At 44.0% G+C, this 15,559-nt stretch carries 11 protein-coding genes; 4 read left to right on the top strand and 7 right to left on the bottom strand.

Annotated features, from left to right (window positions below; all coding sequences use genetic code 11):
* The first annotated feature begins 129 nt into the window (after positions 1-129).
* Entirely contained in the window at positions 130-405 is a 276-nt protein-coding gene (locus tag MHN81_RS27710) for a GIY-YIG nuclease family protein (protein WP_239427346.1), read from the top strand.
* Between the two features lie 773 nt (positions 406-1,178).
* On the opposite strand, the gene MHN81_RS27705 is transcribed toward MHN81_RS27710, so the two are convergent.
* Positions 1,179-2,069 (bottom strand): LysR substrate-binding domain-containing protein, encoded by an 891-nt coding sequence (locus MHN81_RS27705; protein WP_023397942.1) that lies wholly within the window; start codon positions 2,067-2,069, stop codon positions 1,179-1,181.
* Positions 2,070-2,180: 111 nt separating this feature from the next.
* Between MHN81_RS27705 and MHN81_RS27700 the strand changes: the two genes are divergently transcribed.
* Positions 2,181-2,486 (top strand): hypothetical protein, encoded by a 306-nt coding sequence (locus tag MHN81_RS27700; RefSeq protein WP_239427345.1) that lies wholly within the window; start codon positions 2,181-2,183, stop codon positions 2,484-2,486.
* Positions 2,487-2,573: 87 nt separating this feature from the next.
* Here MHN81_RS27700 and lodB read toward each other — a convergent pair whose 3' ends face one another.
* The 3 genes from lodB to MHN81_RS27685 all read right to left on the bottom strand — a co-directional run bounded on the left by lodB (position 2,574) and on the right by MHN81_RS27685 (position 7,184).
* Entirely contained in the window at positions 2,574-3,704 is a 1,131-nt protein-coding gene (lodB, locus tag MHN81_RS27695; protein ID WP_239427344.1) for a lysine-epsilon-oxidase maturase LodB, read from the bottom strand.
* 5 nt (positions 3,705-3,709) lie between these two features.
* Positions 3,710-5,794: a CTQ-dependent lysine 6-oxidase LodA gene (gene lodA / locus MHN81_RS27690; protein ID WP_239427343.1), complete on the bottom strand. Its 2,085-nt coding sequence runs from the start codon at positions 5,792-5,794 to the stop codon at positions 3,710-3,712.
* Between the two features lie 259 nt (positions 5,795-6,053).
* Positions 6,054-7,184 (bottom strand): DUF1570 domain-containing protein, encoded by a 1,131-nt coding sequence (locus MHN81_RS27685; protein ID WP_239427342.1) that lies wholly within the window; start codon positions 7,182-7,184, stop codon positions 6,054-6,056.
* Positions 7,185-7,389: 205 nt separating this feature from the next.
* Here MHN81_RS27685 and MHN81_RS27680 point away from each other — a divergent pair, with 205 nt between their 5' ends.
* Complete coding sequence (locus MHN81_RS27680; protein WP_239427341.1) at positions 7,390-9,417, top strand: amidohydrolase; 2,028 nt, start codon at positions 7,390-7,392, stop codon at positions 9,415-9,417.
* A gap of 46 nt (positions 9,418-9,463) precedes the next feature.
* Here the strand turns inward: MHN81_RS27680 and MHN81_RS27675 are convergent, their stop codons facing one another.
* The 3 genes from MHN81_RS27675 to MHN81_RS27665 all read right to left on the bottom strand — a co-directional run bounded on the left by MHN81_RS27675 (position 9,464) and on the right by MHN81_RS27665 (position 12,244).
* A complete protein-coding gene (locus tag MHN81_RS27675; RefSeq protein ID WP_239427340.1) occupies positions 9,464-9,829 on the bottom strand; it encodes a hypothetical protein in 366 nt (121 codons plus the stop codon).
* A gap of 63 nt (positions 9,830-9,892) precedes the next feature.
* Positions 9,893-11,479, bottom strand: coding sequence for an ATP-binding protein (locus tag MHN81_RS27670; RefSeq protein ID WP_239427339.1), 1,587 nt, complete (start codon positions 11,477-11,479; stop codon positions 9,893-9,895).
* 9 nt (positions 11,480-11,488) lie between these two features.
* Positions 11,489-12,244, bottom strand: a complete 756-nt coding sequence (locus tag MHN81_RS27665; protein WP_239427338.1) for a winged helix-turn-helix domain-containing protein — start codon at positions 12,242-12,244, stop codon at positions 11,489-11,491.
* Between the two features lie 241 nt (positions 12,245-12,485).
* On the opposite strand from MHN81_RS27665, the gene MHN81_RS27660 reads away from it, so the two are divergent.
* Positions 12,486-15,023, top strand: a complete 2,538-nt coding sequence (locus tag MHN81_RS27660) for a serine hydrolase (protein ID WP_239427337.1) — start codon at positions 12,486-12,488, stop codon at positions 15,021-15,023.
* Positions 15,024-15,559: the final 536 nt, after the last annotated feature.

Raw genomic sequence — 15,559 nt, 5'->3', positions numbered from 1 at the left:
AACGGCGCGCTACGCTAAAACATATATTGTGCTCGACCTTTATAGATTAATCGGCTGAAAGAGCTTTCCAACAATGTAAGATTTTTATCCTTAAAACCATTTAGATTAGTACTTTTCATGGAGGAAAATATGCAACCAAGTGTATACATTCTAGCGTCAAAGCCACATGGAACTCTTTATGTAGGTGTGACGAAAAACTTAAAAGCCAGAGTTTATCAGCACAAAAACAATTTAGTGAAAGGGTTTACAAGCTCTTACAGCGTGCATACTTTAGTCTATTACGAATGCTGTGACTCAATTATTTCGGCAATTATTCGAGAAAAGCAGCTAAAAAACTGGAAAAGGGCATGGAAGATTGAATTAATTGAACAGAGTAATCCTCATTGGCATGATCTTTACAACTGAGCTTGCCTCAGGGCCCATCACAAACGGCGCGCTACACTAAAACATGGATTGCGGGGCAAGCCCGCAATGACGATGGATACAAATACTAAGCACTATGGTACACCCCGACGTCCGACGTTACCCTGTCCCAACCTCGTCCCCAAGCCCTAACACCGTCATCCAGCTCTAAACTCGTCACCCTGAGCTTGACTCAGGGTCCATCACCAACGGTGCTCTGCGCTAAACATGGATTGCGGGGCAAGCCCACAATGACGTCGGAGGTAAAGGCTAAGCACTATGGCGCCTCCCGTCATCCAGCTCTAACCTCGTCGCCCTGAGCTTGACTCAGGGTCCATCAACAACGGCGCGCTACACTAAAACATGGATTGCGGGGCAAGCCCACAATGACGGTGGATACAAATGCTAAGCAATACGGTACTTCCCGACATCCGACGTCACCCAGTTCCAGCGCCGTCCTCTTGTCCCAGCCTCGTCCCTAAGCCCTAACACCGTCATCCAACTCTAACCTCGTCACCCTGTCCCAACCTCGTCACCCTGTCCCAACCTCGTCACCCTGTCCCAACCTCGTCACCCTGAGCTTGACTCAGGGCCATCACAAACGGCGCTTTACACTAATACATGGATTGCGAGGCGAGCCCACAATGGCGATGTGAGCTTACCTACAACTACTGTGAAATCATGTTTGGATATCAAAGCCAAGTCAGTAAACTCAGTGGAAATTCAGCCTCGGACTTTCTCTCAAATAGGAGGCTTCTCAATCTTGAATTCCTCACCTATTGCGCCGCCACCCCATTTAATTCAGCAACAATCCAATCGCGAAATGCTTTGAATTTAGGCCATTCAAAATGGCTTTCTGGCGCAACTAAATGATAGCTGTACTCGCATAACCAAGCGAAATCGGGGTAGATTTCTAATTGCCCCATTTCCAAAGACTGTTCCACCATGCGTTTACGCAATAAAGAGAACCCTTGCCCGGCGACAGTCGCTTGTTGCACAAGCGCCGCATTGTCAATTTTCAAATTGCTTAATGTGTGACCTTCTAAGTCAAGTTGCGAGCTCAGCGCTTGCCAAGCCAATTCATTGTCACGTCCTTCATCGTATATAAAGTTGAGTTTAGACAGCTGAGCGCGAAGTGGTTTGTGAGGGTCTATTAGTCCGGGACGATACGCAATAACTAATTCATCTTTTGCAATTAATTCACTTTTTAATCCTTGATAGTCACCCAAACCAAAGCGGATCCCTATGTCGATATCCTCGTGATTAAAATCCGCTAGTTGCTCGGTTGGATCTATCCGAAGCTGATAACTTGGTAAGGCTTTATTAAAGCTCGTTAGTCGAGGAAGTAACCAACACGTAGCAAATGAGGGTAAAACAGATAGGCTGATAGTGTTTGGATTTGGATCTGACTTTAACATCGATAGTCCCATTTCAACTTGCCCAAAAGCTTTGTGCAAATATGGCAATAAATCTTGACCTTGCTGAGTTAAAAGCACTTTCCTCGTCTGCCTTTCAAACAAAGTACACCCTAGCTGCTGCTCCAAAATACGGATCTGTTGACTCACAGCAGCTTGTGTCACAAATAACGCTTCTGCGGCTTGTTTAAAGCTGCCCAATTCTGCAGCTGTTTTAAAGTACCAAAGCCCTTTAAATGGTGGTGATTTCATTTCATTTTCACTTAACTAAAACTTAACTATGGAACAAAATTTCTCGTTTGTCAGTTTTTCCAATGGATCTAATACTTAGCGATGAAACCAGAGACATAGGGACTTTTTATCATGAAATATGCAATTATGCTCGCAGTTCCATTCATTGCTTTTACATCAGCGGCTCAGCAGGTACAGGTTGAAAGAATTTTCACCAATGCGGGATACCCCTACAAAAACTTAATTATGAAAGCAGAAAGAGTGGAACTTGTTTACACCGAAAAACAAGACAAAACGACCTGTCGAGTGAAGGTCTATAATGACGATACTTTACATCAAGGTGAGCAAGTAGAAATATCTTCAAAAGCGTTTTCGAATAACCCGGTAAAAAGTTGCTTGGCCCGTAAAAACGCTAAACAGATATTAAGTTTGCTCTAGCAGGGGGATATCACGCTGTTGCAGTTTCTTAGCTCAAGTGTTTTTGATCTGAGAAACTGTTCACTGATAGTTAAATGGCCAGCCACATCAAGCAACCCGATTTAGACACTCATGGCGCTTGAGCCAAAATGGCGCATCATGCCAGCGCTGCTCTTTGCTGTAAAACTGCTGCTTTAAGTTTAAATATTGCTCAAACTGATTCTCTAAATCTTGTTGGTAAATACGGCTTCTATTTAAAAAGTCTTCAGGTGTTAACGAGTTGCCAATGATGGTCGCGGCTTGACAACCCGATGACATAGCAAACCCCAACCCCATTGAAGAAATAGGATCAAAAGCACACGCAGCATCCCCCACGGGCAAATAGTGCTCGATATGCGCAAAGCAACTGAAGTGCGTGCCCGCTGGCCGAACCCAAAGGTTGTCGTCGATAAGTCGTGATCCGGCAATTCTTTTAGACATATGCACACTCTTTTCAAGATGTTTCAACCATTGTTCAGGGCGGTTAATTTTCATTTTTGAAATGAATTCAAAATCACTAAAGTAGGTGACAACCAACACTTTCTGCGACAATGCTGCACTATACCACCAGCCAAACTCATCACTTTCTATCAGTTGGATTTGCTCTAGCGCCATGTTGGTGGTTTCAAAAAATGCTCCAACGCCAGTTAACCTGTCATACTGAACCACCTGACTCCCCATTGATTTACTCAATGAAGAATTACGACCCGACGCATCCACAAGGTAACGACATACAATTTCAAACTTGCCAAATTCAGGGTGATTCGCAAAAGCCAAGTAACGTCCGTCCTGCAACCTAGTTACCATTTTACATTTAGTCCGCGGGAATACATGACCGCCGCGGTTTTGTACACTTTCAACAAGCGTTAAATCAAACGTTTCTCGATCAATTTGAAAGGTTGCTCTATCCGGTGCAAAAATCGCGTGACGATTTGCCGATTTATCACTTCCCCAAAAAGCGCTATTGCCTTGAGTAGGTGTAAAACAACTAGCCCCAAATTGCGCCCTTGGCAAGTGCAAATAGTCTAACAATGAAAAAATACTCGCTGATACGCTTTCACCTATTCGAAGCCGTTGCAAATCGGATTGTTCAGTCATAATTACCGATAAATTAGTGTGATTAAGCAAGTTCAATGCAGCGCAGGCCCCGCCGGGGCCTGCGCCAACAACCAGCACATCACATTCATGTGCATTTATCATCTCAATTACCGTCTTGTGCGAGTACCACTGCGCGGCACTTTTTTAATGGCAGGTTTTGCCGTAATTGGCTGCGCCATTTTCTTTTCAAGTCCGTTAAGTAAGGCTTTGGCTTTTGCACACCCTGATGAAAGGTGGCTTTTCACATCATCTGGAATGTAAAACACCGGAATGTCCGTGCCGTCATCTTGCTGGTTGCCTGTGATATCAGATACAGGGACATCCTTGTATGCAAATAACTGGTGGTTTCGCTCCGATTCTGTAAAAAATGGGAAGTTTGGCTCTTCAGTGTTTTGATTGCGAATAAACCCAAGTGCTGACCAATGCTCCACCATTTGCACAAAGCTATTAATACCACGAGCATAATTTACTTGTTGGCCTGCGGGCAAATGGGTCAGACTTTGGTCATCATACTGATTGGTCAACACATCCCACGGACTTTGTGGTGGCCACCAATAGCTATAATACGTTGGTGCAAGCGGCACCATATTTGGGTCTTCCTCTGTGCCTTCATTCACTTTGTTGACCGTAGGATCGGTAAAGTTCACATTTTGAATCGTACAATTGAAGAAATCAGCCTGCCACGGGCACGCCATACGTTTAGTTAAATCGCCTGGCTGGCACCCACCGCCTTCACATTCATCGCGCTCTGGATCTAAGCCGCTTGGAAAGCCGTTACCCATACTTTGATCTTTGATCACATAAGGCGCCGCGTATACTGCGGGGTTTTGCATGCTCCATGTCACCTCAATACCTGGGCACATAGGCAAGCCCACACAATTTCCGACACTACTTTGATCCGCATAAAATACACCAAAATCATCTTGTGCAGACGTAGGCTCTGCGGGCTTTTCACTTGAGAAATTACCCTCAGCCCATTGGCTCAGTAAAAAGTATTGCGTTTGAGTTAACGTCAAAAACTTATCGACAATATTATCCTCTGCGTTACTGACTGAGTTGCTACCTGAATTCATAGGCATCAAGGGTAAATGCCCTTCAGTACCATGTTCAAATAGCTGCTGATTAGTTTGTTCTAAAGGTGGGATTTGCAGCATGGTTGCAGGGTCAACAGGCTGTCTGAAATAGTTAAAGTAGGCCTCTCGGTTTGCTTTATTGTCTTCAGAGTTATCTTTAAAATCAAAGATATTTGACACAAATGCCGACATAGATTGGACATTAGATACCCATTGATAGCGGCTGATCCGCTGAATAATCGGCTCAATATCTCGATAATAGTTGGCCGGATAAGATGTTTGAAATTCACCACCTTGAAATAGCTCGGGGCATAGGTTTTGCTCCCTAACCGCAACATCAAACATGGTGTCGCTCAAATTGGAAATATTGACAATTTCCGGCGCAAAATCAGGTGAACCAACAATCACCCAAGCAGATAGTTTCAACTCCTTGCCATCGTTAAATGTTACTGTGCAATAAACAGTCCCATCAGCAATATCGTCATGCCAAGTGTCTGCACCACCGTATGATTCAAGCGGCTCGTTACCGCCGGCATTACCGAAACCACCGATGACCACTAAACGCCCTTCATTGTCCGTTAAAATGTTACCCAGCGTTTTAACTTCTGTGCCTTGACAAGGCTTAGGAGGAAAACTCACGGGGTAATTACTCGGCGCGCTCGCCTCATCAAAATTAGCTTGGTCATTGGCACCTGAAATGGTTCTCGGACCTGGGTCAATAATCAACGCGCGGCGATCGTCTGCGTCTTTATTGCGCCAAGGCGTACCTCGCTTTTTGTAGCTGTTGTCTTCACCGAATAGTAAGTTGCCTTGCAACTCATTAAACTCATACCATGCCGCTTTTTTGTTTGCGACATGTACAGTCCACGTAATGGCTTTAACCTTGTCATTTGATAGCGTCAGTTCATTATTGTTTTCATCAATAATTTTAAAAGGCTGGCCTTGTCTGCGGATCCGCCCCTCGTCATCCTTAAACTGGCTTACCGGGGTGTCAATTTTATTCCCCAACTCATCAGCTTCGTAGGGAAGCCCTCCAATTTGATCCGGTGCCAAGTAAAATTGACCGTCGCTATTTCCAAGTCTAGCGACGCCCACTGAAGGGTGAAGTGAATAGTTCATATTTATATCCTTTAGATACTTTTACTACTGCAAAAAAACGCACCTGTTAACAAAATAAGCCTCGGTGCGCACTTATTTCGCTGAGATACAGCTCCAGCAGAGTAAAATAAATGTAGCACTCAAGTTAAAATATGCACCTTTCTTTTTTGGTACACGAGCGGCAATGAACTGCGCTCAATCCATGTACCGTCTTTTGCGATATCCACTTAAAAATTTAACACTCTGACTTGTTTAGTAAAAAAGAATTAGAATATGGGGATTACAGGCGCTGCGTTTTGATTGGAAGATTTAAATATTTTTGAAAAGCTGCCGCCAAATTGGGCTGATTATTTGTCATTATACCCTTTAGTTGATTTGCAGTGAGTGAACTACACGGCTCTGACTGCTCTTGCAACATGATATCTTTAAGCGTCTGACGTCCCGAGTTTGAAGACATTAAAAAGTGAACGAATGCCCAGCTGCTTTTGTAAAAGGGTTCTGCGTTTTCAGCGCTCCAATGGTGTTCCGCATTTAAAAGTTCTAAAGGAGCGACAACCTTACCACTAATATAACCCTGTTTATTGAGGAAGTATTGTGGTTTTATTTTAGCGTGATGCATCTTTACTTCTACTGTCTCGAAATACTCGGCAAGCCCTTCATTTAACCACCGCGGCGAGTAACCAATTACAGCTTGATTAATTGCATGCACCGCTTCGTGGACCGCCGTTTGCATAGTTTGTTCATAAGACCGTTGCACTACCAATGCGGTATTTTTATTGCCAAAATAAATTCCGGATGTGTTTGTGCCATCACCACCATACGATTTCACTACTCGCTCATACTCACGCCTGTTTGGCAGCACCTCTATGTTAAGTGTGACCTTTCGCATGGCTTGTAGCCCAATAACACTGGTATAGCTTCTGAATATTGCATTTAGCCGCGTAATGAGTGCATTTTTGAAAGAATGAGTAACCGTTTTTCCTTTGATCCTTAGCTCAAAGTAATCCAAAACCCGACTGCTTTTTGGTTGATATAACGCAGCATGATGTTTAGGTTTTTGATCCGAATAATTGGTTATCCCTTTGCTATCTACCCACGTATAAATGCCATTTTCTATCCGGTACTTGATACTGCCACCAAGTGGTGGCTGACACCGCCCATAATGACGTAGGTAAGTTTGATGGTCTACAATTTCTCTCAGTCTAACTGCATTTTTTCCATTGAGTTCACTCTGAATATCAACGCCAACCACTGAGAGTTCAGCTTCGGTATCCCTTGGTTTATTTGAATCATTTGCAAACTCTGAGCTCGCTTGAAAAAACCAAAACTGCCTGTCATCAAAAAATAAATAAAGCGATATCGACAAAGCAATAATGCATACCTTGTTGATAGGATCCTTCCATGTGAACATATTTTTCGTTCATCCTTAATCTAGATAATATAGTGCATATCCATCATGCACCGATATTTAATCAAACCTTCCTGAAATAGTTACACACATCTCTACACTTTCTCCCCTGTAACACAGTGTAATACGTATGTACCGCTGTTTGGTTGTATGCTTTTTTGCAATAGTTTTAAACACTCACAATCAAGCAAACAAAAGGAAGACGACTATGAGTCATCACGATTGCCACGAATGCGCCCAGTGCGCATGCCACAACCCTCTTTGGTCCTCATTTGAAAACCAGCCAAGCTTAGACAAAATAAAAAACAGTATTAACCAAGCTTATGCCAATAAGCAAGCATCAGATCAAGAAGCTATGAAAGAGTTGGTTATGTATTCTGGTGGAAAAATTCGGCCAATGATAAATGGCTCAACAGAGCAAGTTGATGCTATTGGCTTTGCCGGTGACACAGTAGTCGCTGTGGGTGACTTAGATACTGTCAGCACAAAAATGCATGCACTGGGAATGCAAGAGCTTGATCACATTGAGCTCTCTCCTCAACAAACCCTCTTACCGGGATTGATTGAGCCACATGTACATATTGTCCCAACAGCAATGACGATGAGCTGGGCACCGCTTGGACCTTACAATGATAAGCCAGATGATAGCCAGCGTTTGAAAGAAGACTATAGCCCAGATACAATTTGCGAGGTGGCCCTTGAAGCTGAAAAACACTTAAAAGAGGGCGAATGGCTGCTTGGAGTCGATGTTGATCCATCTCTGATGCCTTTTGTTGATAATCAACTACAAGTGATTGACATAAAATGGCTAGACCAAAAATTTCCTGATCGCGCTGTATTTTGGCTAGCAGCATCATTACACACGGCTTACATCAACACAATTGCGTTAAATGAGATCGTAAGTAAATTCCCCGAAAGTGAACGTGATGAGTTGACCGAATTGGTTAAGAAACAAGGTGCCTTACAAGAGCTGGATCAAATGGGCTACGGTTTTGACGCTATCCCACTGTCACAAAAAGCCCAAATTATTGAAGACTTGCCAAAGAATATCAGCAATATATTTAAAACTGCCAATGAGCGTGGTGTCACCATGATGCTTGAAGCTGGAATGCAGCCCATTATGGAAGTCGTGCTCAAAGCTTATCAAGCTCTCACCCCACAACGTGCACGCGTCGGCTACGCAAAGCTGTGCTCCAACGTGCAAAGTACCGAAGACGATATTCACCCCTTTAAACCACTTGAACGAGTCGACTTGAACCAACCATTTCAAGCGGCCGTTAAACTAGTGTCAGATGGCTCCAATCAGGGACTTACTGGGTATCAAAGTGAGCAATACAGCTGTAACCCAAAAAATAACTACGGTATTTTTAATTTTAGTGTATCGCCTACAACCGAAGGGGTTGCGGATCCACATTCCGAAGTGATTGCCACTGTTACAGATCTACAAACCGAGAAGGTTGCCTTAGTTTCAGGTTCAAATACCAAGGTAATTGCGACTGTTACAGAGCAGCAAACCGAAGAGGTTGCCATTGTTACTTCACCACCAGCTGATCAAGAGCCGCAAAAACCTAACTTTCAAACAATGGTTAACAATATAATCGCTAAAGGTTGGCCAATGCTTATCCATGCCAATGGTAACCACGCCATAGACATCACCTTGGATGTTTATGAAAATGCGCTCAATGGACAATCTGGGCTTGAGCGCCGCCACCGTATTGAACACTGTTCGTTGCTGAATGATTTGAGCGCCAAACGTATGCAACAGCTGGGAATTTCACCGAGCTTTCTAATTGGCCATGTTGGCTACTGGGGGTATGCTTTTGATCAAGTAATCTTTAAGGAAAAAGCGCAACTGTTAGATCGCTGTCAGACCATGCTAGACCTTGACGCACGGATCACATTACACAGTGACTTGTCAGTAAGTCCACTGGGGCCGCTGCGCATGATGGAACAAGCGGTAACCCGAATTATGGAAAGATCTCCTGAGGGCGCTGTTCTCAATGAAGCCGAATGCATTACTCGTGACCAAGCATTGCGCGCCATCACCTATGATGCCGCATGGCAGTGTCATACCGACCAATGGCTTGGGAGCCTTGAAGAGGGCAAGCTAGCTGACTATGTGATTTTAGAGCAAGATCCATTAAGCATTAAAGACCCAAAAGAAATTCGCGATATACCAGTGCTGCAAACCTGGGTTGGTGGCAAGTTACGATACCAAAACAAAAATGAGTTATAAAAAGGTCTGTTTTACTGTTTAATCTCGATTAACGATGAGTATCGGCTTAGTCGGTGCTTGTCGTTAACGCCCTTTTATGCCAAAGCCAACATAACATCAGACTCAAAGCACCACTTGCATAAGTGATCAACAAAGGCAATTGCGTAGCAGCATCTTCAGCGTACATAAATACACTCGATAAAACCCACGCTGCAACCGCCCCGATAATCAGCCACACAGATGCTGATATTAGCTTATGCTTTGGCGCAGAGGCATACCCAGCAAACACCACACATGCAGCCGCCACACCGCCAATGATTGGCTTTTTCCAAACTCCAGCGATATCGGCAAGCACCCCAGCAAGGGTTGCAGAGACAACAAACACAACAATGACAATGGTTATGGAAAATAAAAAACGTACGATTAGATTCATCCTCTTTCCTTCAACGACGTTGTCGCCACGACAGTGTGACAGTCACACTGCCAAACGTATCAATCAGGTGGTGATCTCAAGTGGCCAACGTAATTCAAAATACGCGCCCCCCAAAGGTGAGCGCCCTACTTTGGCCTCGCCTTTATGCCAAAGCGCGACCTGCTGCACTATCGCAAGCCCTAATCCGTGGCCACTGTTGCTATCACGCTCTATATTTTGCAGCTGTACAAAAGGGTTAAAAATACGCGCCCATTGGTTTTGCTCAATGCCAGGGCCATCATCCTCAACGATTAATAAACATGAATTTTCAACGAGTCGCAAACACACGTTTATCTTGCTATTGGCAAAGCGCGAGGCGTTTGACATTAAGTTGTTCAATGCTCTTAGTAATGCCCGACGGTCCACAAACAGCTGACTTTTAATCAGTGCCTTGTCAACAGTATAGTCAATTTCTAGATTGCTAAACTGCTGACGGAGCTGCTCTATTTCGCGTTCAATTTGCCCCGCAAGATGGCACTTAGCAAAGTGGGTGATGTCCATGGCTCGGCTATAACGAGACAGCGTCAATGTTTGGCTAATTAAATTGTCCAGATCGTCAATACTGTTTTGAATACTATCTCTGTATTTGTAGCGCTCCTGTTCCGTCGCGTCATCCAGCATATCAATGGCAAAGCGCAATCGATAAAGCGGCGTTCGCAAATCATGAGCGATGGCATTGGTGAGCTCTTTATGACCTAAGATCAGCTTCTCAATTCTATCCGCCATAACATTAAATGACTGGCCTAGGCGTGCAATAACTGTGTTTTTGGCAAGTACCGCTCGACTGTCTAAAAACCCATTGCCAAAATCAGTTGCCGTGGCATCCAATCGATTAAGGTCTCGCCAAAGTGGATATACCCATAAAAACATACCAATTGACACCACCAAAATGAACACAATCCCAAACGCCAGATATATCCAAGCAGCATTGTTAAGCACTGGCAAGGCACCAGCTTGAAGCACCAAGCTGCCATTTGGCAAAAGGTAGTAAAACAGCAAGTGACCATCGGGCTGAGCCACCCATACTAACTCCCCTTTGTTTAACCGCTCCATTTTCTCTTCGCTCAAAGGAAGTTCATTGATGGGCACCATACTCAGTGCATAATGAAAGTGCTTGCGCAGCTCATCTAATACTGCTGGCCACTGCTCAACAGGCACCCCATCAAACGCCTGACTCATCATATAAACAGGACCTCGGCTCACTCTGCTTAAGGTCTCTTCAACAGAGTCATCAAGCGCCATTGAAATTACCCACTGACTATCCTCGACACGACGCAGCAGTAATTCAGGTTCACCATTACTAAATGCAAACTCGCCTTGTTCAAGTTGAAGTTGTAACAATGGCACATCAGTGGCCTGCTCAAGGGGTAGTAATGTGAGTGTATAACCAAACTCATTCGACAACTGCGCTACCTCTTTACGCCACTGATTTTCTGGCGTAATAGAGAGCTGTTTATCCAGTAAATAAAATGTCCCAGAATACGTTTTGACGAAAAATGATTTTAATGAAGCATCATTGATTTTGGGCAGTGGGTTAAAATCATGGGGAATGATCAGAAAAAAGATCGGTACAAATACAACCAGCCATAGCAGTAAAAAAGCTTTATACATCTTACAACCCTACTTGTTGACCGAGTCAGTATGAAGACAAAGCTGATAACCCTGTCCGCGGATGGTTTTGATAAACTCGGGCTGCTGCCCACCACACTGAAGTTTTCTTCGCAATCGCGATATACGTCGGTCAATTGAGCGATCTAGGCCATCATATTCGTAACCACGCAGCTGTTGCACGATTGAGTCCCGGGAAATAACTTCACCAGGCTTAGTCGCCAGCAAGTGTAACAACTCAAACTCAGCGGTGGTTAAATCCACCTCTCGCGCATTTACGTGAACAAGTCGCGCTGCAATATTAATTTTGAGCGGGCCGATTTGCAGACTATTTGCATCGCTCACAACTGATGACAACTCACGGCCTTTTTGATTGTTTGGCTCTATACGTCGCAATAAAGCTCTTATACGAGATAGCAGCAATCGCGGTTGTACTTGCTTAATAACATAGTCGTCCGCACCTAGCTCAAGCCCCATCATCTGGTCGATGTCATCATCCAAAGCAGTTTGCATCAAAATCGCGCCTTTATAGTATGACCTTACTTGACGACACACTTCCATACCACTTTGCCCCGGTAACATAATATCCAAAATAACCAGATCAGGCTGTTGCTTAATTATTTTATCCACCGCTTCCAAGCCATCAGTGACAATGCTGACGTTAAATTCATATTTCATTAGAAAGTCTCTAATCAAACCTGCCAGTTCAACATCGTCCTCAACGAGCATCAAGTTTTTACGCGCTTCTTGGGTCAAGCTACTACTCATTACTAATTCGACACCTTTCAATTTAAAGCAATTCAATTGCCTAAGCTTAAATGAAACAGGCTCTTGATATTGTGACCATTTGTGACACATAGGCCATTGTCTTTGTTCAAATTACTTTATGCAATCTAAACCTTGCTCCTTTGTCACAAACTGTCTAAAACCGGCACACTAGCGCAACATACAGATCCGCTTTTAATTTTTATTATGGCAGCCATTACTAACCAATTAACAAGGTAATGCCATGAAAAAACGTTATAAAAGCTCAATACTGTCTGTCGCTATAGTTATTGCACTAACAGGGTGCAGCGACGAAGACACTATTTTCCCTGTCACCGATGACAGTAAGCTCAGCGGAGTGTATGAGCGTACAGGTTATGGGCAACTCATTCACTTTAAGGAAAATGATGTTACCCAATATCAATTTAATACCATTGGCTGCAAACAACAGCTAAACATGCCTCGGGCACAGTTTTTTGATAGTGCCGACGACCTTAAACGCTCTTTTACAGGCAATCACTATTCCTATATTGATCCATCTTTGTCGCGTTTAACTCGCGTCGAGCTAGCAGAAATCGCTAATTTACCTGCGTCATGTAATTTGCCACAGTGGCAAAACAGCCAAAGTCCGCTCGACAATTTTGAGTATTTTTGGCACAGCATTAATGATCATTACGGTTTTTTGCAACATCGCGGCATCGACTGGATGCAGCGATATTTACACTACAGGCCACAGATAAATGCCGATACACCGCCAGAGCGACTGTTTGACATAATGCGTGATATGGTGAGCGGTTTTAACGATGCACAAGTCTCATTGCAATCCTCAAACAATGTATTCAATGCTGCTCAACCCGGAATATTTCAACAACTGGCTAACAATCTAACCGCAGAGTTCAGCACCAGCTTTGAACAAAACATGGAGAATTTACTACAAGGTCAAAACCAGCTTTTTCTTGCTTATATCCAACCAAGTACCCTGCAACAAGCCGGAAATAACGCCACCCCCCCCGCACTGCAATGGGGCGTAAATAAGGACAATATCGGATTTATTAAACTCAATCGATTTGCAGGTTTTTCAGACACACAAGACACAGCCAGCGAAATACGCGCCGCTGAACAGGCCTTTAGAGAGATGATGTCATCGCTTCGTGGCACGCAAGCTATCATCATAGACAATCGATTAAATTCAGGCTCAATTGATGACATTGCCATCAGCCTTGCCAACTTTTTTGCCAACGACAACATCGAGGTGTATAGCAAAAAGGCCGTCAACGTAAATTCAGATCGCAATCAGCAGGTATCATTAACCCCAGAGCGTGCGGTATATACCAACCCAGTACGAGTCATCAACGGGAAAAGCACAGCTGGCTCCGCTGAAGTTTTTGCCTTGAGTATGGCTGCATTGGATCACGTTGCCTTAATAGGCTCTGTCACCCAAGGCGCGCTATCTAACCCGCTCGCGTTCACCTTACCCAATGGATGGCAGCTGAACATTTCAAATGAGTCTTACCTTGATAGCCAGAAAAAATTACTTGAAGTGGCAGGTATTCAACCAGATCAGCAAGCTCATGAGACCTCCCGTGTGATGTTCGCTGTTGAGCGCCAACCCAGTTATGATCTGGCCCTTAAACAGCTTGGCATGCCTGCCGTACGTCAAATGAGTCTTAAGGAGCTGGAGCACATTGCGAGTCGCGCCGCAGATTCAGGTATTTACCCTGGCATTTCAATGGCTATCATTAAAAATGGCAAACTCGTGATGCAAAAAGGCTTTGGGACTTCAGGGCTAGCAGGGGATAGAAGCAAAGTCACTCCAGACACACCTTTTTATCTTGGCTCCCTCAGCAAAGGCTTTCTCGGTACCACAGTCGCATTAAACCAAGCACAATATCAAATTTCCTTAGATACATCATTAGATGAGGCATTAAGTTTTGCAGTTGAGTTACCTAAAAACTATCACGCTCAGCCTAATCTAAAACACCTTTTAACTTATACCAGTGGCGTACTAGACTCAGATATTTATCGCTGCAATATATATTTTGTTGCTAGTGGTACCAGCTTTTGGAATCGTGTAGAAAATCAAAGTAACTGCCCTAACGATGTGATCATTGACTCAAATGATTATCTGCAAGCATACCTTAACCCCGGCGGTCTGTATTATCGACCTGATAATTACACTGATGAACCTGCGTTTACACAACAATTGGCGCCAGTATACTCAAATGTAGCAACTGCACTGTTAGCAAGTGCAATCGAAAACTTGACCGGCGAGCGCATTCAAACGCTCTCAGACCAAAGTATTTTTGCACCACTAGAGATGTATGATACTAGCTGGGAGGAAGCTGATTTTAACGGCAGAAACCCGATCGCAATACGCTTTGGATTTCATGATGGTCAATATCAAGCGCTACCTGATTATGCCTACTCTACGCGATATGATGGCATGTTAAAGTCGAGCATGGCGGACTTAACAAAGTTCGCAATGGAGTTGCTCAAACAAGATACATTAGAACCGAGTGTACTTAATACTGCGATGAGCCCGTTAAACAACGCCCCACATGCTGGGGGCAGTGAAGGCGTTGGCTATTTTTGGTTTCTTGACCATGACCATATCCATCTTAATGGCGGAGACCCCGGCGTGTTTAGCTATTTGGCCATAGATAAAACTAGTAAGTCGGCAGTTATATTGGCCTCAAATGGCGATGAAACCCATCCAGAATTTAAATCTCAAATACAGATACTCGGCAAAGCCGCTTGGGACTATATTTATACTCAGGAGTAAAATTGCTTTAATCGAGGAGCCTGCACCGAGCACATGCCTGCAAGACTCCTCATCCCTGTCACCCTGAGATTATTTCAGAGCCCATTAATCAAATCCTAGATGGCGGGGCAAGCCCACAATGACGAGGGAAACTAAAGCATTGGGCGTTTAAACTCTTCAATCACATAACCCACACCATTCCCCCCCGTCACCCTGAACTCGTTTCAGGGTCCATTAATCAAAAACCTAGATTGCGGAACAAGCCCACAATGACGAGGGAGACAAAGGCACTAGTCGTGTAAACTATGCAAACACTAAAAGTTAGAACTCTACAAACATTAACCACTTAGACTCTTCAATCACATAACCCACACCATTCCCCACCCCGTCACCCTGAACTTGTTTCAAGGTCCAATGACCAACAACCTTGATTGCGGGGCAAGCACACAATGACGAGGGTAACAAAAGCGCTAACTTTTAAACTATACAAACGCAAAAAGCCAAAGCTGTACAAACATTAACCATCTAGACTCTTCAATCACATAACCCACACCATT

Source organism: Pseudoalteromonas sp. Of7M-16, from assembly GCF_022347805.1.
In the GTDB taxonomy this organism is placed as follows: domain Bacteria; phylum Pseudomonadota; class Gammaproteobacteria; order Enterobacterales; family Alteromonadaceae; genus Pseudoalteromonas; species Pseudoalteromonas luteoviolacea_F.
This window is presented reverse-complemented; position numbering and strand designations above follow the sequence as displayed.

What these genes read in the sequence shown, in the direction of transcription:
- MHN81_RS27665 (WP_239427338.1), bottom strand. Translation starts at nt 12,244, where the DNA reads ATGAGTAGTAGCTTGACCCAAGAAGCGCGTAAAAACTTGATGCTCGTT.
- lodA (WP_239427343.1), bottom strand. Translation starts at nt 5,794, where the DNA reads ATGAACTATTCACTTCACCCTTCAGTGGGCGTCGCTAGACTTGGAAAT.
- MHN81_RS27680 (WP_239427341.1), top strand. Translation starts at nt 7,390, where the DNA reads ATGAGTCATCACGATTGCCACGAATGCGCCCAGTGCGCATGCCACAAC.
- MHN81_RS27685 (WP_239427342.1), bottom strand. Translation starts at nt 7,184, where the DNA reads ATGTTCACATGGAAGGATCCTATCAACAAGGTATGCATTATTGCTTTG.
- MHN81_RS27660 (WP_239427337.1), top strand. Translation starts at nt 12,486, where the DNA reads ATGAAAAAACGTTATAAAAGCTCAATACTGTCTGTCGCTATAGTTATT.
- lodB (WP_239427344.1), bottom strand. Translation starts at nt 3,704, where the DNA reads ATGATAAATGCACATGAATGTGATGTGCTGGTTGTTGGCGCAGGCCCC.
- MHN81_RS27705 (WP_023397942.1), bottom strand. Translation starts at nt 2,069, where the DNA reads ATGAAATCACCACCATTTAAAGGGCTTTGGTACTTTAAAACAGCTGCA.
- MHN81_RS27675 (WP_239427340.1), bottom strand. Translation starts at nt 9,829, where the DNA reads ATGAATCTAATCGTACGTTTTTTATTTTCCATAACCATTGTCATTGTT.
- MHN81_RS27710 (WP_239427346.1), top strand. Translation starts at nt 130, where the DNA reads ATGCAACCAAGTGTATACATTCTAGCGTCAAAGCCACATGGAACTCTT.
- MHN81_RS27700 (WP_239427345.1), top strand. Translation starts at nt 2,181, where the DNA reads ATGAAATATGCAATTATGCTCGCAGTTCCATTCATTGCTTTTACATCA.
- MHN81_RS27670 (WP_239427339.1), bottom strand. Translation starts at nt 11,479, where the DNA reads ATGTATAAAGCTTTTTTACTGCTATGGCTGGTTGTATTTGTACCGATC.